Source organism: Mesorhizobium sp. M0676 (assembly GCF_040320535.1).
GTDB lineage: Bacteria > Pseudomonadota > Alphaproteobacteria > Rhizobiales > Rhizobiaceae > Mesorhizobium.
The window spans coordinates 176,434-198,773 of record NZ_JAMYPU010000009.1; the positions used below are offsets into that span (position 1 = coordinate 176,434).

21 protein-coding genes are annotated in these 22,340 nt (G+C 63.5%); 9 read left to right on the forward strand and 12 right to left on the reverse strand.

Annotation, left to right across the window (positions count from 1 at the left end; genetic code table 11):
* Window positions 1–69: 69 nt before the first annotated feature.
* From NKI35_RS12660 to NKI35_RS12670, 3 genes are all read right to left on the reverse strand, one after another.
* Entirely contained in the window at window positions 70–3,540 is a 3,471-nt protein-coding gene (locus tag NKI35_RS12660; RefSeq protein WP_352740236.1) for an indolepyruvate ferredoxin oxidoreductase family protein, read from the reverse strand.
* A gap of 221 nt (window positions 3,541–3,761) precedes the next feature.
* Window positions 3,762–4,292 carry a hypothetical protein gene (locus NKI35_RS12665; RefSeq protein WP_023729725.1) on the reverse strand — a complete coding sequence of 177 codons (531 nt, stop codon included), beginning with the start codon at window positions 4,290–4,292 and terminating at the stop codon, window positions 3,762–3,764.
* The gene (locus NKI35_RS12670) at window positions 4,285–4,896 is read right to left on the reverse strand and encodes a CGNR zinc finger domain-containing protein (protein WP_352520582.1); all 612 of its coding nucleotides are present in this window, start codon (window positions 4,894–4,896) and stop codon (window positions 4,285–4,287) included. Before NKI35_RS12670 ends, NKI35_RS12665 begins: the two co-directional genes overlap by 8 nt.
* 89 nt (window positions 4,897–4,985) lie before the next feature.
* On the opposite strand from NKI35_RS12670, the gene NKI35_RS12675 reads away from it, so the two are divergent.
* The 4 genes from NKI35_RS12675 (at window position 4,986) to NKI35_RS12690 (ending at window position 9,531) form a co-directional block, all read left to right on the forward strand.
* Complete coding sequence (locus NKI35_RS12675) at window positions 4,986–5,891, forward strand: branched-chain amino acid ABC transporter permease (RefSeq protein ID WP_352520581.1); 906 nt, start codon at window positions 4,986–4,988, stop codon at window positions 5,889–5,891.
* Between the two features lie 197 nt (window positions 5,892–6,088).
* Window positions 6,089–6,694, forward strand: a complete 606-nt coding sequence (locus NKI35_RS12680; RefSeq protein WP_023683517.1) for a TRAP transporter small permease subunit — start codon at window positions 6,089–6,091, stop codon at window positions 6,692–6,694.
* Window positions 6,691–8,469 carry a TRAP transporter large permease gene (locus NKI35_RS12685; RefSeq protein ID WP_352740239.1) on the forward strand — a complete coding sequence of 593 codons (1,779 nt, stop codon included), beginning with the start codon at window positions 6,691–6,693 and terminating at the stop codon, window positions 8,467–8,469. Before NKI35_RS12680 ends, NKI35_RS12685 begins: the two co-directional genes overlap by 4 nt.
* 33 nt (window positions 8,470–8,502) lie before the next feature.
* Window positions 8,503–9,531 (forward strand): zinc-dependent alcohol dehydrogenase family protein, encoded by a 1,029-nt coding sequence (locus tag NKI35_RS12690; RefSeq protein WP_352740241.1) that lies wholly within the window; start codon window positions 8,503–8,505, stop codon window positions 9,529–9,531.
* 251 nt (window positions 9,532–9,782) lie between these two features.
* On the opposite strand, the gene NKI35_RS12695 is transcribed toward NKI35_RS12690, so the two are convergent.
* On the reverse strand, window positions 9,783–10,892 hold the full coding sequence (locus NKI35_RS12695) for a TRAP transporter substrate-binding protein (protein ID WP_352740243.1): 1,110 nt from the start codon (window positions 10,890–10,892) through the stop codon (window positions 9,783–9,785).
* Window positions 10,893–11,185: 293 nt separating this feature from the next.
* On the opposite strand from NKI35_RS12695, the gene NKI35_RS12700 reads away from it, so the two are divergent.
* Window positions 11,186–11,959 carry a gamma-glutamyl-gamma-aminobutyrate hydrolase family protein gene (locus tag NKI35_RS12700; RefSeq protein WP_023725934.1) on the forward strand — a complete coding sequence of 258 codons (774 nt, stop codon included), beginning with the start codon at window positions 11,186–11,188 and terminating at the stop codon, window positions 11,957–11,959.
* Window positions 11,960–11,969: 10 nt separating this feature from the next.
* Here the strand turns inward: NKI35_RS12700 and NKI35_RS12705 are convergent, their stop codons facing one another.
* The 5 genes from NKI35_RS12705 to NKI35_RS12725 form a co-directional block, all read right to left on the reverse strand.
* A complete protein-coding gene (locus NKI35_RS12705) occupies window positions 11,970–12,380 on the reverse strand; it encodes a hypothetical protein (protein ID WP_352447226.1) in 411 nt (136 codons plus the stop codon).
* Window positions 12,381–12,462: 82 nt separating this feature from the next.
* The gene (locus tag NKI35_RS12710) at window positions 12,463–13,446 is read right to left on the reverse strand and encodes a 2-hydroxyacid dehydrogenase (protein WP_352740245.1); all 984 of its coding nucleotides are present in this window, start codon (window positions 13,444–13,446) and stop codon (window positions 12,463–12,465) included.
* Window positions 13,443–14,465, reverse strand: coding sequence for a LacI family DNA-binding transcriptional regulator (locus NKI35_RS12715; protein WP_023671355.1), 1,023 nt, complete (start codon window positions 14,463–14,465; stop codon window positions 13,443–13,445). The genes NKI35_RS12710 and NKI35_RS12715 overlap by 4 nt, the downstream gene beginning before the upstream one ends.
* Window positions 14,466–14,530: 65 nt before the next feature.
* A complete protein-coding gene (locus NKI35_RS12720) occupies window positions 14,531–15,415 on the reverse strand; it encodes a DMT family transporter (protein WP_352740247.1) in 885 nt (294 codons plus the stop codon).
* 181 nt (window positions 15,416–15,596) lie between these two features.
* Window positions 15,597–16,499 carry a LysR family transcriptional regulator gene (locus NKI35_RS12725; RefSeq protein ID WP_352652426.1) on the reverse strand — a complete coding sequence of 301 codons (903 nt, stop codon included), beginning with the start codon at window positions 16,497–16,499 and terminating at the stop codon, window positions 15,597–15,599.
* Window positions 16,500–16,627: 128 nt separating this feature from the next.
* On the opposite strand from NKI35_RS12725, the gene NKI35_RS12730 reads away from it, so the two are divergent.
* Window positions 16,628–17,416, forward strand: coding sequence for an alpha/beta fold hydrolase (locus NKI35_RS12730; protein ID WP_352740249.1), 789 nt, complete (start codon window positions 16,628–16,630; stop codon window positions 17,414–17,416).
* On the opposite strand, the gene NKI35_RS12735 is transcribed toward NKI35_RS12730, so the two are convergent.
* Window positions 17,413–17,820, reverse strand: coding sequence for a DUF2000 family protein (locus NKI35_RS12735; protein ID WP_023683511.1), 408 nt, complete (start codon window positions 17,818–17,820; stop codon window positions 17,413–17,415). The two genes, NKI35_RS12730 and NKI35_RS12735, sit on opposite strands and share 4 nt — an antisense overlap.
* A gap of 46 nt (window positions 17,821–17,866) precedes the next feature.
* Between NKI35_RS12735 and NKI35_RS12740 the strand changes: the two genes are divergently transcribed.
* Window positions 17,867–18,730 (forward strand): AraC family transcriptional regulator, encoded by an 864-nt coding sequence (locus tag NKI35_RS12740; protein WP_023826667.1) that lies wholly within the window; start codon window positions 17,867–17,869, stop codon window positions 18,728–18,730.
* 10 nt (window positions 18,731–18,740) lie between these two features.
* On the opposite strand, the gene NKI35_RS12745 is transcribed toward NKI35_RS12740, so the two are convergent.
* On the reverse strand, window positions 18,741–19,211 hold the full coding sequence (locus NKI35_RS12745; RefSeq protein ID WP_352740251.1) for a MarR family winged helix-turn-helix transcriptional regulator: 471 nt from the start codon (window positions 19,209–19,211) through the stop codon (window positions 18,741–18,743).
* A 421-nt stretch (window positions 19,212–19,632) separates the two neighbouring features.
* On the opposite strand from NKI35_RS12745, the gene NKI35_RS12750 reads away from it, so the two are divergent.
* Window positions 19,633–20,685 (forward strand): CobW family GTP-binding protein, encoded by a 1,053-nt coding sequence (locus tag NKI35_RS12750; protein ID WP_023689243.1) that lies wholly within the window; start codon window positions 19,633–19,635, stop codon window positions 20,683–20,685.
* Window positions 20,686–20,811: 126 nt separating this feature from the next.
* Window positions 20,812–21,786 carry a WD40 repeat domain-containing protein gene (locus NKI35_RS12755; protein ID WP_352740253.1) on the forward strand — a complete coding sequence of 325 codons (975 nt, stop codon included), beginning with the start codon at window positions 20,812–20,814 and terminating at the stop codon, window positions 21,784–21,786.
* A gap of 1 nt (window position 21,787) precedes the next feature.
* Here the strand turns inward: NKI35_RS12755 and NKI35_RS12760 are convergent, their stop codons facing one another.
* Window positions 21,788–22,240: a hypothetical protein gene (locus NKI35_RS12760; protein WP_023683507.1), complete on the reverse strand. Its 453-nt coding sequence runs from the start codon at window positions 22,238–22,240 to the stop codon at window positions 21,788–21,790.
* Window positions 22,241–22,340: the final 100 nt, after the last annotated feature.

A 22,340-nucleotide genomic window follows, 5' to 3' on the forward strand; every position in this document is an offset into this window, starting at 1 on the left:
AGCCTTGGCATAGTCCCATTAAAAAACCTTTAGCTCGCGCTGAAGGGCCTGTTTTTCCGGCCCTTTCGGCTACTCAGCGGCTTGTAATGCGCCTGGCTGCACCGGCAACTTGAATCGTTCAAGAAGGCGATTTCGTTCATCCGCCGCCTTTTCGGCGCTGGCCTGCCTCACATGGCCGTAGCCGCGAATGAGCGCCGGCACCGAGGCAAGGGCGATGGCGGCCTCGATCCTGCCTGGCGCAAGTGCCTTGGCGACAAGCTCCAGATCGGCCTCATAGCGGGCCAGAAGCTGCCGCTCGATGCGCCGCTCAGTGCTGTAGCCGAAGACGTCGAAGGCCGTGCCGCGCAGGCCTTTCAGCGCCGCCAGCAGGCGAAATCCCTTCATCATCCACGGGCCGAAGCTCGATTTCCTCGGCTTGCCGTCATTGCCGCGCCTGCCCATGATCGGTGGCGCCAGATGAAATTCGAGTTTGTCGTAGCTCTGGAATTGTTTTGAGAGCTCCATAGCGAAGGAGCCGTCGGTGTAGAGCCGCGCCACCTCATATTCGTCCTTGATCGCCATCAGCTTGAACAGGTTTCTGGCGGCGGCCTCAGTCACCGCGGTCGAGCCAGGCACGCCCTTGGCCTCGGCAGCACGCAAAACCGCCAGCTTCTCGGCATAGCGCCTGCCATAGGCGGCATTCTGATAGGCAGAGAGGAAAGCGACGCGGCGGGCGATGATATCGTCCAGCGTCTCGGCGATCTCAGTGGCCTTGCCCGGCTGCGCGATGAGGCCGCGCACAAAGTCCGGCTGATGCGCGGCGCGCCGGCCCCAGCGGAACGCGGCGATGTTCATCGCCACCGCCTCGCCGTTCAATTCGATTGCTCTTTCAACGGCTTGCGCCGACAGCGGCAGCCCGCCATGCTGGAAAGCGAAGCCGAGCATGAACATGTTGGCGCCGAGCGAATTGCCGAACAATTGGGTGGCGGTGCGCGTGGCGTCGAAGAAATGCGTCTTGTCTTCGCCTGCAGCAGCACGGATCGCCTTCTTCAGGCGCTCGATCGGCAGCGAGAAATCGGCCGAACGGGCGAATTCGCCGGGCATGATCTCGGCGGTGTTGGCGAGGAAGATGGTATGGCCTTCGCGCACCGCGCCAAGCACCTTCTTGGCGCCGGACACGACAAGGTCGCAGCCGAGTACCAGGTCGGCCTTGCCGGCCGAAACGCGGATCGCGTGGATGTCGTCCGGCGTGCGGGCGATGCGGACATGGGTGAACACCGAACCGCCCTTCTGGGCGAGGCCGGCCATGTCAATCATGCCGCAGCCCTTGTCCTCGAGATGGGCGGCCATACCGAGCACAGCACCTATGGTGACGACGCCGGTGCCGCCGACGCCGTCGATGATCGCCGCCCAACCCTCGCTACCGAGCGGGAATTCGGCTGGCACCGGCACGCCGTCAAGCGGGTCGGAGCGCCCGGCAATGCCTTCGGCCTTCCTGATCTTGGCGCCGTGCACGGTGACGAAGGACGGGCAGAAGCCGTTGACGCAGGAGAAGTCCTTGTTGCAGCTCGACTGGTCTATTCTGCGCTTGCGGCCGAACTCGGTTTCGACCGGCTGGATCGAGACGCAGTTCGATTGCACCCCGCAATCGCCGCAGCCCTCGCAGACCAGTTCGTTGATGAAGACCCGCTTGTCGGGATCCGGGAAGGTGCCGCGCTTGCGGCGGCGGCGCTTTTCGGCGGCGCAGGTCTGGTCATAGAGCAGCACCGAGACGCCCTTGACGTCGCGCAACTCGCGCTGGACGAGGTCGAGGTCGTCGCGGTGGTGGATGGTGGCGCCGGAGGGGAATTCGGCCTTTCCTGCATATTTGTCCGGCTCGTCGGTGACGATGGCGATGCGCTCGACGCCTTCGGCGCGCACCTGCCTGGCGATCATGTCGACAGTCAGGCCGCCTTCATGCGGCTGGCCGCCGGTCATGGCGACGGCGTCGTTGTAGAGGATCTTGTAGGTGATGTTGGCATCGGTCGACAGCGCGAAGCGGATCGCCAGCGTGCCGGAGTGATTGTAGGTCCCGTCGCCGAGATTCTGGAAAATGTGGCCGCGCTTGGAGAATGGCGCCTGGCCGACCCATTGTGCGCCCTCGCCCCCCATGGCGGTGAAGCCGACCGTGTTGCGGTCCATCCACAGCGCCATGAAATGGCAGCCGATACCGGCGGCGGCGATCGAGCCGTCGGGCACCTTGGTCGAGGAATTGTGCGGGCAGCCGGAGCAGAAGAACGGCGTGCGCGAACCGATATCGCTGGTGTCGGCAAGCATCGCCTGGAACTGGCGCAGCTTCGCCACCTTGGCAGTGATCTCTTCCGAAGGGCCGATTGTGCGCAGGATGCGCTCGCCCAGCGCAATGGCGATCTCGTTGGGGTCGAGCGCGCCCTTGGCCGGGAACAGCCAGTCGCCGCGCTCGTCCTTCTTGCCGACGATCGCCGGCTGGGTGGCGGTGCCGTAGAGGTTTTCGCGCAGCTGCACCTCGATCAGCGAGCGCTTCTCCTCGACGACGACGATGGTGTCGAGGCCGCGGGCGAATTCGGCGATATGCTGCAGGTCGAGCGGCCATGGGCAGCCGACCTTGAACAGGCGGATGCCGATGCGGTTGGCGGCGGCCTCGTCGACGCCGATGTCTTCCAGCGCCTGGCGGACATCGAGATAGCTCTTGCCGAGCGTGATGATACCGAGCTTCGGCGCCCGGCCGCCCGAATAGACGATGCCGTTCAGGCCGTTGGCATGGATGAAGGCGGACGCAGCGGCGCGCTTGTATTCATGCAGGCGCTCCTCCTGGCCGAGCATGTCGATCTCATCGCGGATGTTGAGGCCGCCGGGCGGCATATCGAACTCCGGCACGACGATGTTCAGGCGCTCGAGCGCGGCATCGACCGAGGCCGTCGATTCGATGTTGTCCTTGACGCATTTGATAGCCGCCCAGGTGCCGGCGAAGCGCGACATGGCAAAGCCGTAGAGGCCGTAGTCGATGATCTCCTGAACGCCGGCCGGGTTGAGGATCGGCACCATGGTGTCGACGAACAGGAATTCGGTGGCGTGCGCATTGGTCGATGATTCGGCCATATGGTCGTCGCCCATCAGCGCAAGCACGCCGCCATACTTCGACGATCCCGCGAGGTTGGCGTGGCGGAAAACGTCGCCGGAGCGGTCGACGCCCGGTCCCTTGCCGTACCAGACCGAAAACACCCCGTCATGCTTGCCTTCGCCCATTAATTCCGTCTGCTGAGAGCCCCAGCAGGCGGTGGCGGCAAGCTCCTCGTTGAGGCCGGGCTGGAAGACGATGTCGGCCTGCGCCAGCTGCTTTTTCGCCCGCCACAGCTGCATGTCGAGGCCGCCGAGCGGCGAGCCGCGATAACCGGACACGAAGCCGGCCGTGTTGAGGCCGGCCCGGCGGTCGCGCTCGCGTTGCATCAAAAGCATGCGGATGACCGCCTGTGCGCCGGACAGGAAGATGCGCTCCTTGCCAAGATCGAACTTGTCGTCGAGCGCGACGTCGTGCAGCGTCATCAGGCATTTCCTCTGCGGAGACAGCACCGGGGGCGCGCAGCCAACGTAGGAGTGAGATGGCGCAGTCTTTCTCCGCTTGCAAGGCAGGTCAAACGAAATCGAAAGTGCCAGGCAAAGCGCAACGAACGATCCGCTGCCGTCGCGTATCCGGCACGAAATCGGTCCGCGGCGGTTGTCCGGCGACCGAAAATTTCCACGCAGTCGCGCCCGGCAAAGACGCGTCAGCCTTTCGAGCAATCCGGCTTCGGCTCACCCGGCAGCTTGCCGTCGGGATGGCCGGCAAGATCGGGATTCGCCGTATAGAGCTGGTCGACCACCAGCGGCCGGTCGGGAAGGATCGACTGGTCCTCGCTCGACATCAGCGTCGTGTCGATCTTCTGCAGGAACGTGCCGTCAGGACCCCTGATGCTGATGGAGATCGCATAGGGTTTGTCCTTGACGATGCAGGTGAGCGCCGGGCTCTCCAGGCTGACCTTGTCGAGCTTCGGCCAGACCTTCTGCTCGACTACCAGGGGAGGGCCGCCGGCCGGATTCTGGAAACTGGCGACCGCAACCTGGCCTTCGCCCATCGGCTGCAGGGGCCGCAGCGTCACGACATAGGTCGCCCGGGCGAGACGGTAGTTGAAGACGACGACCTTGCCGGAAACCTCGAACAGCTTGCCGTCGCCGCCGGTGTCGCGGCAGGCGCCAAGCGCAACGGCTGCGATAAGCGCTGCACCGACAAGGATCGAACGAAAAACAACCCTAGGCATTGTTGACCTCATGGGCCGCCGTGCGGCGGCGGCGATAGTGACGGCTTGCTTTCTGGCGGTTGCCGCACACAGCCATATCGCACCAAAGGCGGCTGGAATTGCGGCTCCTGTCGAGAAACAGCCAGCTGCAATTGGGACAGATCCTGAGCCTGGCGACCGCGTCGTCGCGCAGCAGCGACAACGCCGAAACCGCCAGCGCCGCCTCGAACGCGATCGGCGTCGCCGGATCGCCGAACGGTCTGCCCGGGGCGCCGATTTCGGCCGGGCCCCGATCGAGGCCGTTGGCGCAGGCCTTGAGAAAAGCGGAGAGGTCGCCGGCGGCAAGCGCACCTTTCGACACCGCGCCGCGAAACAGGCAGTCGGTCGTCTCGCGGATCGCCAGCACCACCGGAGCGATGCTGTCCGGCGACGTCGCCTCCAGCGGTCTGCCGCCAAGCTCGGCACCGCGAAAGCCGGTTGCGGCGTTGGCGAAGCGCGCGATCTCGGCCGGATCGGCAAAACGGTCGAAGGTCTTTTCCGGATCGTTGCGCAACACCACGGTGTTGGCCGTATCGAGCGCAAGAATGCCGCCGGTGAAGCGATGTGGGCTCCAAGATACTGTCATATCAGAAATCTAACCGATAAATCGCGTTTGACAAGTTAGATTTTACGATGCAAACCTTGGCGCGGGCTCCGGCGCCCGGAAAGCTGTCTATGCTCTATTTCTTCCAGCAGGTGCTGAACGGGCTGCATTCCGGCGCGCTCTATGCGCTGCTTGCCTTCGGCTACGTGCTGACCAATGGCATCCTGCACCGGACCAATCTCGCCTATGGCGCGCTGTTCGCCTTTTGCGGCCAGACGATGATCCTGACCGTGGCCTTCGGCTATCAGGTATTGTGGCTGACCTTGCTGGCGGCAGTGGTGCTCGGCGTCGTCACGGCTTTCCTTTATGCCGCGCTGATCGGCCACGTGCTGTCGCGCAGCGTCTTCGAACCGCTGGCCGACCGCACGCCCAATGCCATTGTGGTGACGACGCTCGGCATCCTGCTGGTGCTGTCGGAAGCAAGCCGTATCGCCGCCGACACGCATGACTGGTGGCTGCCGCCTATGCTGGCGCAACCCATTGTCTTCGCTCAGGATGCCGGCTTCCAGGCGACGCTGACGCTGATCCAGCTCATCGATTGCGCGGTGGTTCTGGTGGCAATCATGCTCGCCGCATGGGCGTTCGCCAGCTCAGGCTTCGGCCGCCGCTGGCGGGCCGTCTCCGACGATCCCAAAGCGGCTGCCATGTGCGGCGTGGACGTGCGCGCAGTGTTCCGGCATGCGGTGTTGTTTGGCGGTTTCTGCGCCGCGCTGGCCGGAATCATGGCCGCCCTTTACTACGGCAATGTCAGCTTCGGCTCGGGCCTCGTTTACGGGCTGAAAATCCTGTTCGTGACGGCGGTGGGCGGCTATCTCTCGCCGCCTCGGGCCGCGCTCGGTGCGGCCGCCTTCGGCATGGCCGAATCGCTATGGGCCGGCTATTTCCCGATCGAATGGCGCGATGGCTGGATGTATCTGTTCCTGGTCGCGGCACTTGTGCTGATCGGTCCCGGCCGCGACCAGCAGAAGATCGCCTGATCGCCGCATCCGCTGTCAGACTTTGGTTGCATGACGCAGCAGCCGGTCGGCACTTATCCCCTGCCTCCCGTCACGACGGCGTTGATCGCGCCCATGCCATGTTGACCCGCCGAACCACGCACGGCATACCGTTGGGCCACAGCGGCGCGACGGAAAATAGGGGAGCCGGCGCGCCTTCGACCTCAGGGAGGAAATGCATGGCAGGGCTGCTCGCTTTATCCAGAACGATCGACCGTATGAACGAGTTCATCGGCCGGTGGATATCGTGGCTGATCCTGCTGGCAATCCTGGTCAGCGCCGCCAATGCCATCATCCGCAAGGTCTTCGACGTCTCGTCGAATGCCTGGCTGGAACTGCAGTGGTACCTGTTCGGCGCCGCCTTCATGCTGGCCGCCGCCTATACGCTGAAGCAGAATGACCATATCCGCATCGACATCGTCTACGGCATGTGGTCGCGCCGCGTGCAGCACTGGATCGACCTGCTCGGCCATGTCTTCTTCCTGATGCCGTTCGTAACGCTGATGGTGATCTATTTTGTCCCCTACGTGTCGCTGTCGTTCCGCAGCGGCGAAATGTCGAACAATTCCGGCGGCCTGATCATCTGGCCGGCCAAGGCGATCCTGCTCGTCGGCTTCTTCCTGCTGGCGCTGCAAGGCATCTCCGAGATCATCAAGAAGATCGCCATCATGCGCGGCGACATGGACGATCCCAATCCGTTCATCTCGGTGCACGAACAGGCCGAGCTCGAGGCGAAAGCCCTTGCCGAAGAAGCCAAGGCGCTCGCCCAGGAGGCGCGCCCATGATCGAGTTCATCGCCCAGAACATGGCGCCGATCATGTTCGCTTCGCTGATCATCTTCCTGCTGATCGGCTATCCCGTCGCTTTTTCACTCGCCGCAAACGGCCTGATGTTCTTCTTCATCGGCGTCGTGCTGTCGCCCTATTCGGGCGGCTCGATCAACCTGGCGTGGCCGCTGCTGCATGCGCTGCCCGACAATTTCTACGGCAGCCGGGTGATGTCGAACGACACGCTCTTGGCAATCCCGTTCTTCACCTTCATGGGCATCGTGCTGGAACGATCGGGCATGGCCGAGGACCTGCTCGACACGATCGGCCAGCTGTTCGGCCCGGTTCGCGGCGGCCTTGCCTATGCGGTGATCTTCGTCGGTGCGCTGCTGGCAGCAACCACCGGCGTCGTGGCGGCGTCGGTCATCGCCATGGGACTTATCTCGCTTCCGATCATGCTGCGCTACGGCTATGACCGACGACTGGCGTCGGGCGTCATCGCGGCATCCGGCACACTCGCCCAGATCATCCCGCCGTCGCTGGTGCTGATCGTTCTGGCCGACCAGCTCGGCCGTTCGGTCGGCGACATGTATGCCGGCGCGCTGATCCCCGGCCTGGTGCTGACCGGCCTTTACACGCTCTACATCCTGATCATGTCGATTGTCCGGCCGAACTCGATGCCGGCGTTGCCGCTGGCGGCCCGCACGCTTGGCCACGGCGTGCTGTCGCTGCTCGCGGCACTGCTGGTGGCAGTCGCGGCTTCCTATGCGGCATATCGCTACCTTGAGCCGGCGCATGGCGACAATGCCGACATCCTTGGCGCCAGCATCGGCGTGATCCTCATCTACATCGTGGCGATCGCCGACAAGGGCCTCAACATCAACATGATGTCCAGGTTGGCGCAGCAGGTGATCATCGTTTTGATCCCGCCTCTGGCACTGATCTTCCTGGTGCTGGGCACCATCTTCCTCGGCATCGCGACCCCCACGGAGGGCGGCGCCATGGGCGCGGTTGGCGCCCTGGCGATGGCAGCCATGAAGGGGCGGTTGTCGCTGGATGTCATCAAGCAGGCGCTCGCGTCAACGACCAGGCTTTCCTCCTTCGTGCTGTTCATCCTGGTCGGCGCGCGGGTGTTCTCGCTGACCTTCTACGGCGTCAACGGCCACGTCTGGGTCGAGCATTTGTTGACGTCGCTGCCGGGCGGCGAAGTCGGCTTCCTGATCGGCGTCAACATCCTGGTCTTCGTGCTCGCCTTCTTCCTCGACTTCTTCGAGCTCGCCTTCATCATCGTACCGCTCTTGGCACCGGCTGCCGATAAGCTCGGCATCGACCTGATCTGGTTCGGCGTGCTGCTCGGCGTCAACATGCAGACAAGCTTCATGCACCCGCCTTTCGGCTTTGCGCTGTTCTACCTGCGCTCTGTCGCCGCGCGCGCGCCCTATCTCGATCGCCTCACCGGCAAGCAGATCGCGCCGGTGACCACCGGCCAGATCTATTGGGGCGCCGTGCCCTTCGTCTGCATCCAGGTGATCATGATCGGGCTGACCATCGCCTTCCCGCAAATGGTCATGCGCTACAAGGGTGCGGCCGTCGATCCGGGAACGATCGAGATCAACTTGCCTGATATGCCAGGCCTTGCGCCTCTCGGCACACCACCACCAGCCAACGGTGGCCCATCACCCGCGGCGCCACCGTCGAACGATCTCTCGCAGCCGCCGAATTTCGGCGAGACACCGCCCGCCAAGCCGGCGCCGCCGGCGACCGACCTGTCGCAGCCGCCGAACTTCAACTGATGTGTGAACACTGAGAACCTGAGTGAGGATGTTATGAGAGCCGTGCGCCTGGAAGCCGTGGGCAGCATTGCGCTACGGGAGGTCGACAAGCCTGTTGCGGGACCGCAGGACGTTCTGGTGCGCGTCGAAGCCTGCGGCGTTTGCGGCACCGACCGTCACCTCCTCCACGGCGAATTCCCTTCGAGCCCGCCGGTGACGCTTGGTCACGAATTCTGCGGCATCGTCGAGGCTGTCGGCGACGCGGTTTCCGGCATCGCCATCGGTGACCGTGTTACCGGCGATCCCAACATCTTCTGCGGACGCTGCAGTCATTGCCGAGCCGGCCGCGTCAATCTGTGCAGCAATCTCAGGGCCATCGGCATCCATCGCGACGGCGGCTTCGCCGACTACGTCGTGATGCCGCAGAGCCAGGCCTTTCTTCTGCCTGCGAACCTCAAGCCAACGCATGGCGCCTTCTGCGAGCCGCTGGCCTGCTGCCTGCACGCTGTCGACCTCGCCGGAATCAGACCCGGCGCTGCCGTGGTGGTGCTTGGTGGCGGCGTCATCGGCCTGCTTACCGTGCAATTGGCGAGGCTCGCAGGAGCGGCGACCATCATCCTGTCGACGCGGCAGGCCTCCCGCCGTGCGCTCGCCGAAGAGCTCGGTGCAACGGCGACGGTCGACCCAAACGCGGTCGACCCGATCGAGGCGATCGCCGGCCCAACCGGCCTTGTGCCCGGCGGGGCCGACGTGGTGCTCGAATGCGCCGGTGTCCCCGATACCGTCGAACAATCGATGCGGCTGGCGAAGTCCGGCGGCACGGTGGTGATCGTCGGCGTGATGCCGCAAGGCGTGAAAGTGCCCTTCGAACCGTTCGACATCCTGTTTCGCGAGCTGAAGGTTCTCGGCTCGTTCATCAATCCCTTCACCCACAGGCGGGCAGCGGACCTTGTCGCGTCCGGCGCAATCGAGATCGACAAGCTCATCTCAAGGCAGGTCGGCCTGGAGGAAGCCGCCTCGGTGATCGCCAACCCGGCCGCCCCCGGCGAGGTCAAGGTGTTGGTGGTGCCGGGCAGGGAATGAAGGGCAGCCTCAATCCTGCGACGTTGGCGATTGGCGAAACGACGATGACCGCGTCCCTCTCCCCGTCACTATACGGGGAGAGGATGCCGGCAGGCAGGTGAGGTGCAGCGTCAACGCTTGGAAAGATAGCCTATAATTTCGGGGCGGCTACCAAGCCCAAGGCGATCAATCGCCGAAGTTTGCGCCGCCCCTCATCCACCTGCCGGGACCTTCTCCCCGTATAGTGACGGGGAGAAGGGACAGATCCCAGCCTACAGTTTGCCGTTGCGCTGCTGGACCATCATGAAGGTGTCGTAATTGTACTCGGCCACCTGCGCCCACAGATAGTGCTCCTTGCGGAAGCCCTTGATCGAGTCCCAGATCTTCTTGAACGGTGCGTTGGTGGCTTCCATTTCGGTGTAGACCTCATTGGCCTTCTCGAAACAGGCGGCCATGATGTCCTGGCTGAACGGGCGCAATTTCGCGCCGCCGGCCACCAGCCGCTTCACCGCCGCAGGATTGAGAAAATCGTATTTCTGCAGCATGTTGGCGTCCGCCGCGTGCGCGGCGGTGTGCACAAGCGACTTGTAGGCGGGCGACAGCTCCTCGTACTTGGCGTTGTTGAACAAGAGATGGACGGTCGGGCCGCCTTCCCACCAGCCGGGATAATAGTAGTAGGGCGCGACCTTGTAGAAGCCGAGCTTCTCGTCGTCATAGGGGCCGACCCATTCGGCGGCGTCGATCGTGCCTTTTTCCAGCGCCGGATAGATGTCGCCACCGGCGATCTGCTGCGGCACGACGCCGAGCTTCTGCACCACTTTGCCGGCAAAGCCGCCGATGCGCATCTTGAGGCCGGACAGGTCGGCGACGGTGTTGATCTCCTTGCGGAACCAGCCGCCCATCTGCACGCCGGTGTTGCCGCCGGGCAGGCCGAAAAGACCCTGCGTGGCAAGAAACTCGTTGAACAGGTCGATGCCGCCGCCATGATAGTGCCAGGCGTTCATGCCGCGCGCGTTGAGCGAGAACGGCACCGCCGCACCGAGCGCCCATGTCGGGTCCTTGCCCCAATAATAGTATGACACCGTGTGGCAGGCCTCGACAGTGCCGGCAGTGGTGGCGTCGGCGGCCTGCAGGCCGGGCACGAGTTCGCCGGAGGCGAAGACCTGGACCTGGAAATTGCCGTCCGTCGCCTCAGACAGCATCTTGGAGAAGACTTCGGCGCCGCCATAGATCGTATCGAGTGACTTGGGAAAGGATGACGCCAACCGCCACGTCACTTTCGGATTGGACTGGGCGATTGCCGGTGCGGCTAGCGTAGCGGCAGCCGCCGCTGCGCCCACGCCGGTGACCCCGGCCTTGCGGATGAATGAACGACGATCCATGCAGTTCCTCCCTATTGGACCAACAACCGATATCAGGGACATCTCCTCACGTCCGGTATCGATTTGCCCGAAACAATACACGGGCAAAAGGTCGAGTCCAGCATGGTGGCGGGATTTGACGGCGGCGCTGGCGACAAATCCGCGGGCCGGCCGGCCAGCCTGCAACTATAGTCTAACGTTCGCCGCGTGGCCCATGCGAGATGGCGAAACTTGCCATGGAAAAGCGCCTTCGGATCGCCTATTTTGCAGGCACAATAGCTATTCGCTTCGCTCCAAATGGAATCCGGACCCAAATGCACCAGCCGCTCGTCGCCATATCCACCGACGTCCGTCAGTTTGACAACTACACTTGGCATGCCGTCCCGCAGCAATATATCGAGGCAGCACTTTCCGGCGCCGGCGTGTTCCCGCTTTTGGTGCCGTCCTTCGGCGACCGGCTCGATTTCGACGAGCTGTTGTCCTCGGTCGATGGTGTCATGGTCACCGGCTCAAAGTCCAACGTGCATCCCTCGCTCTATGGCGGCGACGCCAGCGAGGCCAACGGCCCCTACGACCCGGCGCGCGATTCCACCACGCTGCCGTTGATCTGCAAGGCGATCGAGCGCGGCGTGCCGCTGCTTGCCATCTGCCGCGGCATCCAGGAGTTGAACGTGGCGCTAGGCGGCACGCTTGGCACCGAGATCCAGGAGCGCGAAGGTTCGCTGGACCATCGCGCGCCGGTGAGCGACAATCAGGACGAACGTTTCGCCATTCACCAGACCATTTCGATCAAGCCGGGCAGTTGCCTGGCCGGTGTATTCGGCGCCGGCGACATCAAGGTCAACTCGCTGCACCGCCAAGGCATCGACCGGCTCGGCTCGAAGCTGCAGGTCGAGGCGGTTGCCGGCGACGGCACGGTGGAGGCGGTTTCGGTGAAGGACGCCCGCGCCTTCGCCGTCGGCGTGCAATGGCACCCCGAATACTGGGTCAAGTCGGACGGCAACTCGGCCAAGATCTTCCGCGCCTTCGGCGATGCGGTGCGGCTGCATGCGGCGGCGAAGGCCGGTGCACGGGCGGCGGCGGAATAAATCCCGACGATCAATTGCCGGCGGATTGATCCCGTTCGCCGGTTGTCGCCAGCGAAAGCAGCGGCGTGGCCGGAGCGTAGGATTCGTAGCCGTCGCCATCCGCAACCGAGAAGGTGACGATCGGGTCGGTGCCGTCGGCGCTGAACGCGATCGTGCCGTCCTCGCCCTCACGCCAGAATTTTGCCCGCTCGATCCCCGGCAGCAACCCGCGGCAACTCGGCGCCACGGTCAACAGCGACAGGCCATCGTCAATCGCGGCGCCGCGATTAACCGCGCAGTCGCCTTCGTCGCCATTGGCGACCAGCCTGAAGGTGGTTGCCGGCCTTGCTTCATTGGCCGAACTTTCACTGCTGCCGCCGTGAAACAGCTGAAAGCCGGCGAAAAGTGCCGCTGCCGCAATCAATGCCGGAAGTTTCGTCATCTTGCACTCCGCGCCCCCCGGCGCAGATGCAGAATGATTCCAAAGCGTTAAGTCGACGTTAACGAGTGTGGCAGAGAGCCGCTCAGCTTCGTGGCTTGACTTGCGCCGTCTCCGGCACCGGGGTCAGTGGCCGGCGCTCGCTGAACCAGGATACCAGATTGTCGACGCACAGATCCGCCATGGCGCGGCGCGTGTGGTGCGAGGCCGAGCCGACATGGGGCAAAAGCGAGGTGTTGGGCGCCTCCAGCAAAGCCTTGGGCACATTCGGTTCATCGGCGAAAACATCGAGCCCGGCGGCGGCGATGGTGCCGTTGGCAAGCGCTGCGGCGAGGTCTGCCTCGTCGACCGTGCTGCCACGGCCGATGTTGACGAAAACGCCGTTGGCGCCAAGTGCAGCCAGGATTTCGGCATTGACCGCCTTCTCCGTGGAAGCGCCGCCCGGCACTACGGAAATCAGCGTATCGACCGCTTCGGCAAGGGCCTTCAGCGTCGGGTGGTATCCATAAGCCAGACCTTCGACCTTGCGCCTGTTGTGGTAGGCCACCGGCAGCCCGAACGCTTCCAGCCGGCGCGCAATGGCAAGGCCGATGCGGCCCATGCCGAAAATGCCGACATGCCGACCGCGCAAGGTCAGCCGGCTCAGCGGATAGTTGCCCTTCTTCACCCAACTGCCGTCGCGCAGCCATTTCTCGGCGTTGTAAAGTTCACGCACGGTGTTGAGCAAAAGGCCGATCGTGGTGTCGGCGACCTCCTCGGTCAAAACATCGGGGGTGTTGGTGACCATGATGTTTTTCTTGGCCGCATGGCCCGCATCGACCGAATCATAGCCGACGCCGAAGGAGGCGATGAGTTCGAGGTTGGGCAATGCATCCATCAATGCCGCATTGACGCCGGCGAAGGACGCAATGGCGCGCACGTCATGGCGCATCTCGTCGGTGACCAGGGCGGGATCGGCGCGCTCTATCTTGACCCGCTTGAAGGTGCGGTCGATGCGCTCGACCGCATGGTCGTTGAAATGTCCCGGCACCAGAACGGCGACGGTCTGCAACGCATCAGTCTTGGTCATGCACGCTCCACCGGCTTGCCGGTCGACTGGCGCACATGCAGTTCCGGCTTGATCAGTTCCTGTGACGGCCGTACCGCCTGTCCGTTCAATTTGTCGAGCAGCGCGCTGGCGGCACGGCGGCCAACCTCTCGCTGGCCATTCCAGACTGTGGTGAGCGCCGGTGTCGCGATTGCCGCCTCCTCGAGATCGTCATAGCCGGTGACCGATATGTCGGCGCCCGGCACCAGGCCGGCGCGGGCAATGCCGTTCATCAGCCCTATGGCGACGAGATCATTCCAGCAGCAGGCGGCGGTTGGCTTGTCTTTAAGCGCCAAAAACTGTCCAGCCGCCTCGAATCCGCCCTGCTTGGTGCGCGGCCCGGCAATGCGCCAGGACGGCCTGACTTCCAGCCCGGCGGCTTCCATGGCGTTGAGATAGCCCTGGTAGCGGTCGCGCCCGGTCGAGGTCTGGTCGGTGCCGCCGATCATGGCGATGCGCTTGTGGCCGAGCGAGATCAGGTGATTGGTGGCAAGTGCTGTGCCATAGGCATCGTCGCCGCGAAACACCGGCACGTCGGCGCCTTCCACGCTGCGTGCGATCAGCACCGCCGGCAGGCCGTTTTCTTCGGCCATGACGATGTCGGAAGCCGGCGTGCCGATGGCCGGCGACATGATGACGCCATCGGCGCCGAGCTGCAGCAGCGTGTCGATGAAGGTGCGCTGCTTTTCCAGCTGGTCGTAGTGGTTGGACAGGATAAAGGTCTGCCGGCTGCGATCGAGTTCGCTTTCGATGGAGCGCAGGATCTCGGCGAAGAACGGGTTCATGATGTCGTGCACGACGACGCCGACAATCCCCGAGCGCGAGGTGCGCAGTGAGGCGGCGCGGCGGTTGTAGATATACCCGATGGCCCGCGCATGCTCCTTGATGCGGTCACGCGTGGCGCCTGCGACCAGTGGACTGTCGCGCAAGGCGAGGGAGACCGTGGCCGTGGAGACGCCAAGCGCATCCGCGATCGTCGAAAGCTTGATCTTTTGTGCCAGCCCTTCGCTCCCCGAGTTTTTTAAATTTTTTAAATGCGGCGTTATGCCATCGGATTCGGAGCAAATCAAAGTTTTTTCGCCAGCGCCTCCGCTTCGACATCGACGGTCGTGCGATTGCGCAGCCGCAAACGGTGCTCGCGATGGATGATGTAAAGGCCGCTGGCGACGATGATCGCAGCACCCACCAGCGTCCAGCGGTCGGGGAACTGGTGGAAGATGATCCAGCCGGACAGGATCATCCAGACCATCTGCGAATACGGGTAAGGCGCCAGCGCCGTGGTGGTCGCCAGTCGGTAGGCCTGCACCAGAAGCCAGTGGCCGCCGGCGCCGAACACGCCCAGCATCACCAGGATGACCCAATGCCAGCCATCCTGCGGCAGCTGATGCGAGAACGGCAGCATCGGCAAAAGCAGCAGGGCCGGCGCCAGCGCCGAAAAGAGGATCAGGCTTTCCGAGCTTTCGCTGGCCGACATGCGCCGAGTCATGATGACGTAAAAGGAGTTCGACAGCATGGAGCCGAGCGCGAAGAGGTGGCCGACACCGAAAACGCCGACGCCCGGCCTTGTGATGACGAGCACGCCGACAAAACCCGTCAGGATCGCCAGCCAGCGCCGCCAGCCGGCCCATTCACCAAGCAGCGGTCCGGCAAGGGCGGTGATCACCATCGGCCCGAAGAAGTAGATCGAGGTGGTCTCGGCCAGTTGAAGCGTTTTGAGCGCCATGACGTTGCACATCGTCGAGCCGAACAGCAGACCGCCGCGCAGGATGTGGGCCGGCAAATTGTTGGCGCGGAAGCGCGACGGCTCGCGCCAGCCGCGCAGGAAGACGCCGACAAGCAGGACATGGACGGTGAAGCGGGCCCAGGCGACGATCAGCGCCGAGACGCCGGCCAGGACCAGATATTTGCTCGATGTGTCGAGAAAGGTGAAAAAGACATAGGTGGAAAGCATGAACAGCATCGCCGCGGGCGGCGTTGCGCTTTCGTCTGCTTTTGCGGGAACGTTCAATGTCAGGCCGGGCAGGGAGGAGCAACGCTTAACCTTTGCGGCAATCGCCTGCGCCCGGCAAGCCAAAAGCGACTGGCACAACAGGAGCCGCGCGCAGGCTCAGCGCGGGCCGATCCTATGCCGGCTAAAGCGCCTCGCCGGATGCCACTTGCGCCTGGAGATGAAGCCACAACGCCTGGGCGACGGGTCCATGCGGTCGGTCGCGCCGGCGCACCGCCGCCAGGGTCTCCGTCCGGCCGGGCAGATGTGCACCAGCGATCGAGATCAGCCTCCTATCCCGCAGTTCGTCCTCGATCAGCCATGCCGGCAGATGGCCCCAGGCCAATCCGTGAAGGATCAGTTCCTTCTTCATCAGATGATCCGGCACCGAGCACTGATGCGCACCGTCGACGAGGAAATAGCTCTCCGGCGACGGCCGCCGCGCCGTGTCGCGGATCACGCACTGGGTGAAGGGCCGCATCTGCTCCGGCGCAATCTCGCGGCCAGGCGCGAACGGAAGGAACCCAGGCGCCACCACCGGCACGAGGGGCACCGCGCAGAGATCGATCCGCTCGAGATGCGGATCGGAAGGATCCGCGCGATGGAAGATGAGGTCAGCCTCGCCTTCCATCAACCGTTCGAGCGGACCGCCGACCGCCTCGTACTCCAGGTGCAGGCGTGTCCCGGTGCGTTCGGCAAAGAAGCCGCTGAGCATAGGCAGGATTTGCGGTCGCGGGCACAGATCACCCACGACCACACGCAGGACCGTCTCCTCGCCACTCGCCAACTGGCCCGCATAGGTTCGCAGATGGTCGAGCTCGCGCAATGTCAGCTGCGCTCGCGCGTGAAACTCGCGGCCCGCCTCCGTCAGCCCCACCCGATATCCGCTGCGGTCGAGAAGTGTGAGCCCGAGCAACTGCTCGAGGCGTGCGACAGCGGCGAAGACGGATGGATGCGATCGGTTCAAGGCAAGGGCGGCCGCCTGGAAGCTGCCCTCGCTTGCCACGGCGTCAAAGCACCGTAGGTCGTGGAGTTTCAGACCATTCATTATCGCCAAAACCTACTGAGATTGTCCAATCATAGTAATTTTCCTGGATAATTACGAGGCCTAGGGTGGCTCATTCAAAGGGCGGCGGGAGCATCGAACTCCTTTCGCCAGGGTGAGATGAGGACCAGATGACTGACACGTTTTATTTTACGACGGGCGACGGCTGCCGGATCGCCTATCAGCTGGCGGGGGCCGGCCCTGTGCTTGTGCTCTCGAATTCCATTGCGACGAACCTGCATATGTGGGACCGGCAGCTTGCGGAATTTGCCGGATCTTTCCGGGTGCTGCGCTATGATCTGCGCGGCCACGGCAGTTCCGATGCTCCGGCCGGAGCCTATTCGCTCGATCGGCTGGGCCGCGACGTCCTTGAGCTGCTGGATGCGCTTCAGATCGCCCGCGTGCATTTCTGCGGGCTGTCGCTGGGCGGCTTCGTAGGGCAGTGGCTGGGTATCCATGCCTCGGAGCGCATCGAGCGTCTCATCCTTTCCAACACCTCGCCGCATCTCGGGCCGGCTTCTTACTTTGATGAGCAGATCAGGACTGCCCTTGCAGCGAGCAACATGTCGGCCACCGCGGACATGTTCATGCACAACTGGTTTCCCGCCTCGATGCTTGCCGGCCCAAACGAAACCGTCGACGCGTTCCGCGCAATGGTCCTGGCGACGCCGCCCCAAGGTCTCGCGGGATGCTTCGCCGCCGTACGCGATTGCGATCTGCGCCGGACTGTCTCCCTCATTACCGCGCCCACCCTGGTGATCGGTGGAGAAGACGACAAGGTAACGCTGGCAAGCCACAGCGAGGCGATCGCAGCCAGCATCCCCGGCGCCACGCTTACACTGCTTCCGGGCGTCCATATGCTGAACGTCGAGCGGCCGACTGAATTCATGAGCGCCGTTACACGCTTCCTGCTGAATTAGGCGTGCATGCGGGCGCCCTTGGTGATCTTGTCGACGAGTTTCTTGTCGGCACGCAGCGCGATGCCGACGATCTTGGCGTCCTCAGGCCCGAACTCGGCGAAGACCGCGCGGTTGGCCGCATCGAAGCCGGTGGCAAACATCTCCTCGACATAGGCTGACCCCGTCACGCCCCGCTCCAGCGCCTTCCGGTGGATGGAGTTGAGCGTCGGCCCATCGGCCGAAAGCACGATGACCGGCTGGATCGACAGAGGATTGTAAAGGTTGCCGGCGCGGTCGCGGTAGGGTTCGCCGATAATGGCGGGGAATTGCGCGACGATGCCGCTGGTCAGGAAGGCGGCGACGTTGAGCTTTTGCCAGACGGCGAGATCGTCCCGCAGCACGATTGCAAATTTCGTATCGAACACCAAGATGAGGACTCCGGAGCACGCCCATGAAGGGCAGGGATAGGTGATGACGCACGATCTAGAAGGTGAGGCGACGCAGGGTCTTGAACGTTCGTGCGCGGATGAAGACCGGATCGTGTCGGCGCCTGTTACCGCTGGCATCGAGCGCATCGAGGCGCATTTCCATGGCAACGCCTTCGACCTGCACCGTCATGATACACTTGCCGTCGGCGTGACGCTTTCCGGTGTGCAGCGCTTCCACTACAGGGGCACTGTCAACCACAGCCTGCCCGGCCAGGTTATCGTGCTGCATCCCGACGAAGTGCACGATGGCGGCGCCGGGACCGAGGATGGTCTGCGCTACCGGATCCTCTATCTGGAGCCGTCACTGCTGCTCGACTGCCTCGACGGCGCGCCGCTGCCTTTCGTCAGGGATGCTGTGGTCAGCGATCCTGCCTTGCGTGGCACGCTGCTTTCGGCCCTGTCGCCGCTCGATGAGGAACTGGACGAGCTGTTCGTCGCCGATTTCGTTGCGGAGCTGGCGCAGCATCTGGGGCGTCATGCGGGACAGAAAGCAAAGCCGATGGGGAGGTCGGCCTCGCGTGCGGCAGCGCTGGCGCGCGGCTATCTCGAGGAGAATGCGGAGCGGTCCGTTCGTTCCGATGAGCTGGAAGCCGTCACCGGGCTCGACCGCTATGCGCTGTCACGCCATTTTCGCGCGACCTATTCCACCAGCCCGCATCGGTTCCTGCTGATGCGCCGGCTGCAAAAGGCAAGACGGATGATCGAGGTGGGCGAGCCGCTGGCCGAGATTGCCGTTGGCGCCGGCTTCAGCGACCAGAGCCATTTCAACAGGCATTTCAAGAAAGCATTCGGCCTGACGCCCGGCCGCTGGTCGGCGCTGGTGCGCGGCCCTTCGGTGGCGGCCTAGGTCAGGAAGATCAATCGTCGCTGTCGCCATCGTCGTCGACGAGCACCAGTTCTTCGTTCGACAAATTGGCCTCGATGCGGGCGAGCAGCTTGAACAGCGTCTTCTGTTCTTTCTTGTCGAGGCCCTTCAACGCCTGCTTCTCGGTCTTCTTAACCGACTTCTCGATGGCGTGGATGATCTCGCGGCCGGTGTCGGTGAGAAAGATATGCGCCTGGCGTGCATCCGCGGAAGAGGCGCGCTTTTCCAAAAAGCCCTGGGCCTGCAGCCGGTTTATGGTCTTGGTGATGGTCGGCGGGCGCACGCCCAGGCGGCCGGCGAGATTGCCGGGCGTCTGGCCGTCCTCGCGGTCGAGCGTCAGCATGATCTGGTCCTGGCCGGCATAGAAGCCGTGCGCCAGAAGCCGCGCCGCCAGCGCGGTCCTTGCCAGCCTTGCCGCCGAATGCAGCCGGCTCATCGTTGCAGTCTTGTCCGCCTTGGCCATGGTGATCCCTCTTCGGCCGTACCGGTGCGTGCAGCATAGACGCAGCCGGCCGGTTGGCAATCGACGATCAAAAAGATTCCGGCTTTCGAAACAGCTTTGCCGGCAAGCATTTGTGGTGCTCGAAATGGTGATGCCAGATGTTTATTTCAGTTAGATGACAAACGAGTTTCCGCCAAGGCGATTGCAACGGTTTGACGCGGCGCGGCTTAGCACAGGTCAACGAAGAGGCGTTTCCAGCGACACGTTGATGGTCGGCATCCCTCGCACTCGGCCTCTCGGGTCTACCCATCCGCTTCGTCAATCCTGGGTCAAACACCCCGGCGGTTTGCCTCGTGCAAAAGGCCGGCACACATCCTATATCAGGCCAACAATCCCTTCTTGCGGCCCGCAATTCCGTGGCCCAGCCATTTCGAGGCAAGATATGAGCGAAGCACAGACGCAAATCCCCGTGACCGTTCTCACCGGCTATCTCGGCGCCGGCAAGACGACGCTGCTCAACCGCATCCTGTCGGAAAACCATGGCAAGCGTTATGCCGTCATCGTCAATGAATTCGGCGAGATCGGCATCGACAATGATTTGATCGTGGAATCCGACGAGGAAATCTACGAAATGAACAATGGCTGCGTCTGCTGCACGGTGCGCGGCGACCTGATCCGCGTCGTCGAAGGCCTGATGCGCCGTCCCGGCCGCTTCGACGCCATCGTCGTCGAGACCACCGGCCTCGCCGATCCTGTGCCGGTGGCGCAGACCTTCTTCATGGACGACGACGTGCGCTCCAAGACCAAACTCGACGCTGTCGTGGCCCTGGTCGACGCCAAGCACCTGCCGCTCAGGTTGAAGGATTCCAAGGAAGCCGAGGACCAGATCGCGTTTGCCGATGTTGTCGTGCTGAACAAGACCGATCTGGTGACGCCCGAAGAGCTGGCCAAGGTCGAAGCCACCATCCGCGCCATCAACCCGGCGGCCAGGATCCACCGCACCACGCGCGCCGGCGTGGCGCTGTCCGAAGTGCTCGACCGCGGCGCCTTCGACCTGTCGCGCGCATTGGAAAACGATCCGCATTTTCTCGAGGCGCACGATCATGATCACGACCACCATGATCACGACCACGATCACCACGACCATGATCACGACCATCATCATCACGATCACGCGCATCCCTCCGACATCCATGACGTGACCGTGCAGTCGGTGTCGCTGCGCGGCGGCGAGATGGACCCGAAGAAATTCTTCCCGTGGATCGAGAAGATCACTCAGATGGAAGGTCCCAACATCCTGCGGCTGAAAGGCATCATCGCGCTCAAGGGCGACGACGAGCGCTATGTCATCCAGGGCGTGCACATGATCATCGAAGGCGACCACCAGCGCGCCTGGAAAGACGGCGAAAAGCATGAGAGCCGGCTGGTGTTCATCGGCCGCGAGCTTGACGCCGAACGGCTGAAGAAGAGCTTTGACGCCTGCCAGGCGGCTTGATTTCCGGACTCTATGGCGCTAGCGCTGCCCGCTCTTCCTTCTCCCACAAGGGGAGAAGGTTGACGCCAGGCCTGGCCGCCTCAGTGGCTTCCCGGGACTGGTGACAGCTTCATTGGAATGGTCCTGATGCCCACAGTTGCTCCCCTCGACCTGGAAGGTCACTGCCTTGCCGCCGTCTACCTCGACAACGTGCCGCATTTTGCGCTCGCCGATGGGACAGTTCATAGGCTCGACAACGGCCACAAGACAATTCAGGCCAATGACGGCCTGCTCTCCACGTTCCATGACGCCGCCAACGACCGCCTGATCACCGGCGGCGAGGACGGCAAGATTTTTGCCGTTGCCGCCGGCGGCAATGTCAGCGAACTCGCCAGCGCCGGCAAGAAGTGGATCACCAGCGTCGCCGCCGGGCCGCAAGGCGCTATCGCCTATGCCACAGGCAAGACTGCGTTCGTGCGCTTTGCCGACGGCAAGACCAAAGAGTTTGCCCATCCACGTTCGGTCGAGGGGCTGGCCTTCTCCCCCAAGGGCATGCGCTTCGGCGTCGCCCGCTACAATGGCGCGACGCTGCATTTCCCGGCCGCCGAGGGCAGACCGGTGGAGCTGGAATGGGCCGGCGCCCATACCGGCGTGACCTTCTCGCCGGATGGCGCCTTCCTCGTCACCACCATGCAGGAAAACGCGCTGCATGGTTGGAAGCTCGCCGACGGCAAGCACATGCGCATGACCGGCTATCCCGGCAAGGTCAAAAGCCTGTCGTGGAGCGTGAAGGGCAAGTGGCTGGCGAGTTCCGGCGCGCCGGCGGCGATCGTCTGGCCGTTTTCGGGCAAGGACGGCCCGATGGGCAAGGCGCCGCTGGAGCTCGGCACGCGCGGCAACGCCATGGTGACATCGGTTGCCTGCCATCCGAGCCAGGATGTCGTCGCCGTCGGCTATGATGACGGCATGGTCATGGCGGTGCGCTTTACCGATGCCAAAGAGGTGCTGTTGCGCCGCCCGGGCATGGGCGCCATCACCGCGATGATGTGGGACAAGGAAGAGCGCCGGGTCGCCTTCGGCAGTGCCGCCGGCGACTGCGGCGTCATCGATATCTCGGCGTGACCTATTCGGCTCCGCACGACACCTTGCCGGTCAATTCTTTCGGCTTGCCGTCCTGTTCCGTGTCGGCGGCGTTGTCGTAGACGGCAAGCGTGTACCGGCCGTCATAGACGCCCTCGTCACTGGTCTTGGTCAGGATCGTCAGTTCGACAGAGTTGAATTTATCTCCGAGCTGATGCTCGTGGTAGACGTTCAGCCGCAACTCCTTGTCGTCCAGCCAGTACTGGGTGAGGTCGGAATCCTCGAAGACGGTCTTGCGCAGACTGTCGCCTTCCGGCCGGCCAAGTATCTCGAGATCGCCGCGAAAATTGAAGGTCGGGCCGCCCATACCTCTGGTGACCCCGGCGCCGACCTCGAATTGCACCGCTTTGTCATCGACGGAACACCAGACGCCGCCCGATGCGGAAGCCGCAGCGGCCGACAAGAGTAGCGCAATAGCGCAGATGATCGTCCGCATTTTTCTCCCCAAACCACAGACCCGATCGCATTGGCGCCCGACTGCGCCGGAAGGTCAAGTCTGCCGAACTTGCTGCTGACCCAATGCAGCGCACCAACAC

Excerpts from the sequence above, each read along its gene's own strand:
- NKI35_RS12660 (WP_352740236.1), bottom strand. The coding sequence starts at position 3,540 with ATGACGCTGCACGACGTCGCGCTCGACGACAAGTTCGATCTTGGCAAG.
- NKI35_RS12665 (WP_023729725.1), bottom strand. The coding sequence starts at position 4,292 with ATGCCTAGGGTTGTTTTTCGTTCGATCCTTGTCGGTGCAGCGCTTATC.
- NKI35_RS12670 (WP_352520582.1), bottom strand. The coding sequence starts at position 4,896 with ATGACAGTATCTTGGAGCCCACATCGCTTCACCGGCGGCATTCTTGCG.
- NKI35_RS12675 (WP_352520581.1), top strand. The coding sequence starts at position 4,986 with ATGCTCTATTTCTTCCAGCAGGTGCTGAACGGGCTGCATTCCGGCGCG.
- NKI35_RS12680 (WP_023683517.1), top strand. The coding sequence starts at position 6,089 with ATGGCAGGGCTGCTCGCTTTATCCAGAACGATCGACCGTATGAACGAG.
- NKI35_RS12685 (WP_352740239.1), top strand. The coding sequence starts at position 6,691 with ATGATCGAGTTCATCGCCCAGAACATGGCGCCGATCATGTTCGCTTCG.
- NKI35_RS12690 (WP_352740241.1), top strand. The coding sequence starts at position 8,503 with ATGAGAGCCGTGCGCCTGGAAGCCGTGGGCAGCATTGCGCTACGGGAG.
- NKI35_RS12695 (WP_352740243.1), bottom strand. The coding sequence starts at position 10,892 with ATGGATCGTCGTTCATTCATCCGCAAGGCCGGGGTCACCGGCGTGGGC.
- NKI35_RS12700 (WP_023725934.1), top strand. The coding sequence starts at position 11,186 with ATGCACCAGCCGCTCGTCGCCATATCCACCGACGTCCGTCAGTTTGAC.
- NKI35_RS12705 (WP_352447226.1), bottom strand. The coding sequence starts at position 12,380 with ATGACGAAACTTCCGGCATTGATTGCGGCAGCGGCACTTTTCGCCGGC.
- NKI35_RS12710 (WP_352740245.1), bottom strand. The coding sequence starts at position 13,446 with ATGACCAAGACTGATGCGTTGCAGACCGTCGCCGTTCTGGTGCCGGGA.
- NKI35_RS12720 (WP_352740247.1), bottom strand. The coding sequence starts at position 15,415 with ATGCTTTCCACCTATGTCTTTTTCACCTTTCTCGACACATCGAGCAAA.
- NKI35_RS12725 (WP_352652426.1), bottom strand. The coding sequence starts at position 16,499 with ATGAATGGTCTGAAACTCCACGACCTACGGTGCTTTGACGCCGTGGCA.
- NKI35_RS12730 (WP_352740249.1), top strand. The coding sequence starts at position 16,628 with ATGACTGACACGTTTTATTTTACGACGGGCGACGGCTGCCGGATCGCC.
- NKI35_RS12740 (WP_023826667.1), top strand. The coding sequence starts at position 17,867 with ATGACGCACGATCTAGAAGGTGAGGCGACGCAGGGTCTTGAACGTTCG.
- NKI35_RS12745 (WP_352740251.1), bottom strand. The coding sequence starts at position 19,211 with ATGGCCAAGGCGGACAAGACTGCAACGATGAGCCGGCTGCATTCGGCG.
- NKI35_RS12750 (WP_023689243.1), top strand. The coding sequence starts at position 19,633 with ATGAGCGAAGCACAGACGCAAATCCCCGTGACCGTTCTCACCGGCTAT.
- NKI35_RS12755 (WP_352740253.1), top strand. The coding sequence starts at position 20,812 with ATGCCCACAGTTGCTCCCCTCGACCTGGAAGGTCACTGCCTTGCCGCC.
- NKI35_RS12760 (WP_023683507.1), bottom strand. The coding sequence starts at position 22,240 with ATGCGGACGATCATCTGCGCTATTGCGCTACTCTTGTCGGCCGCTGCG.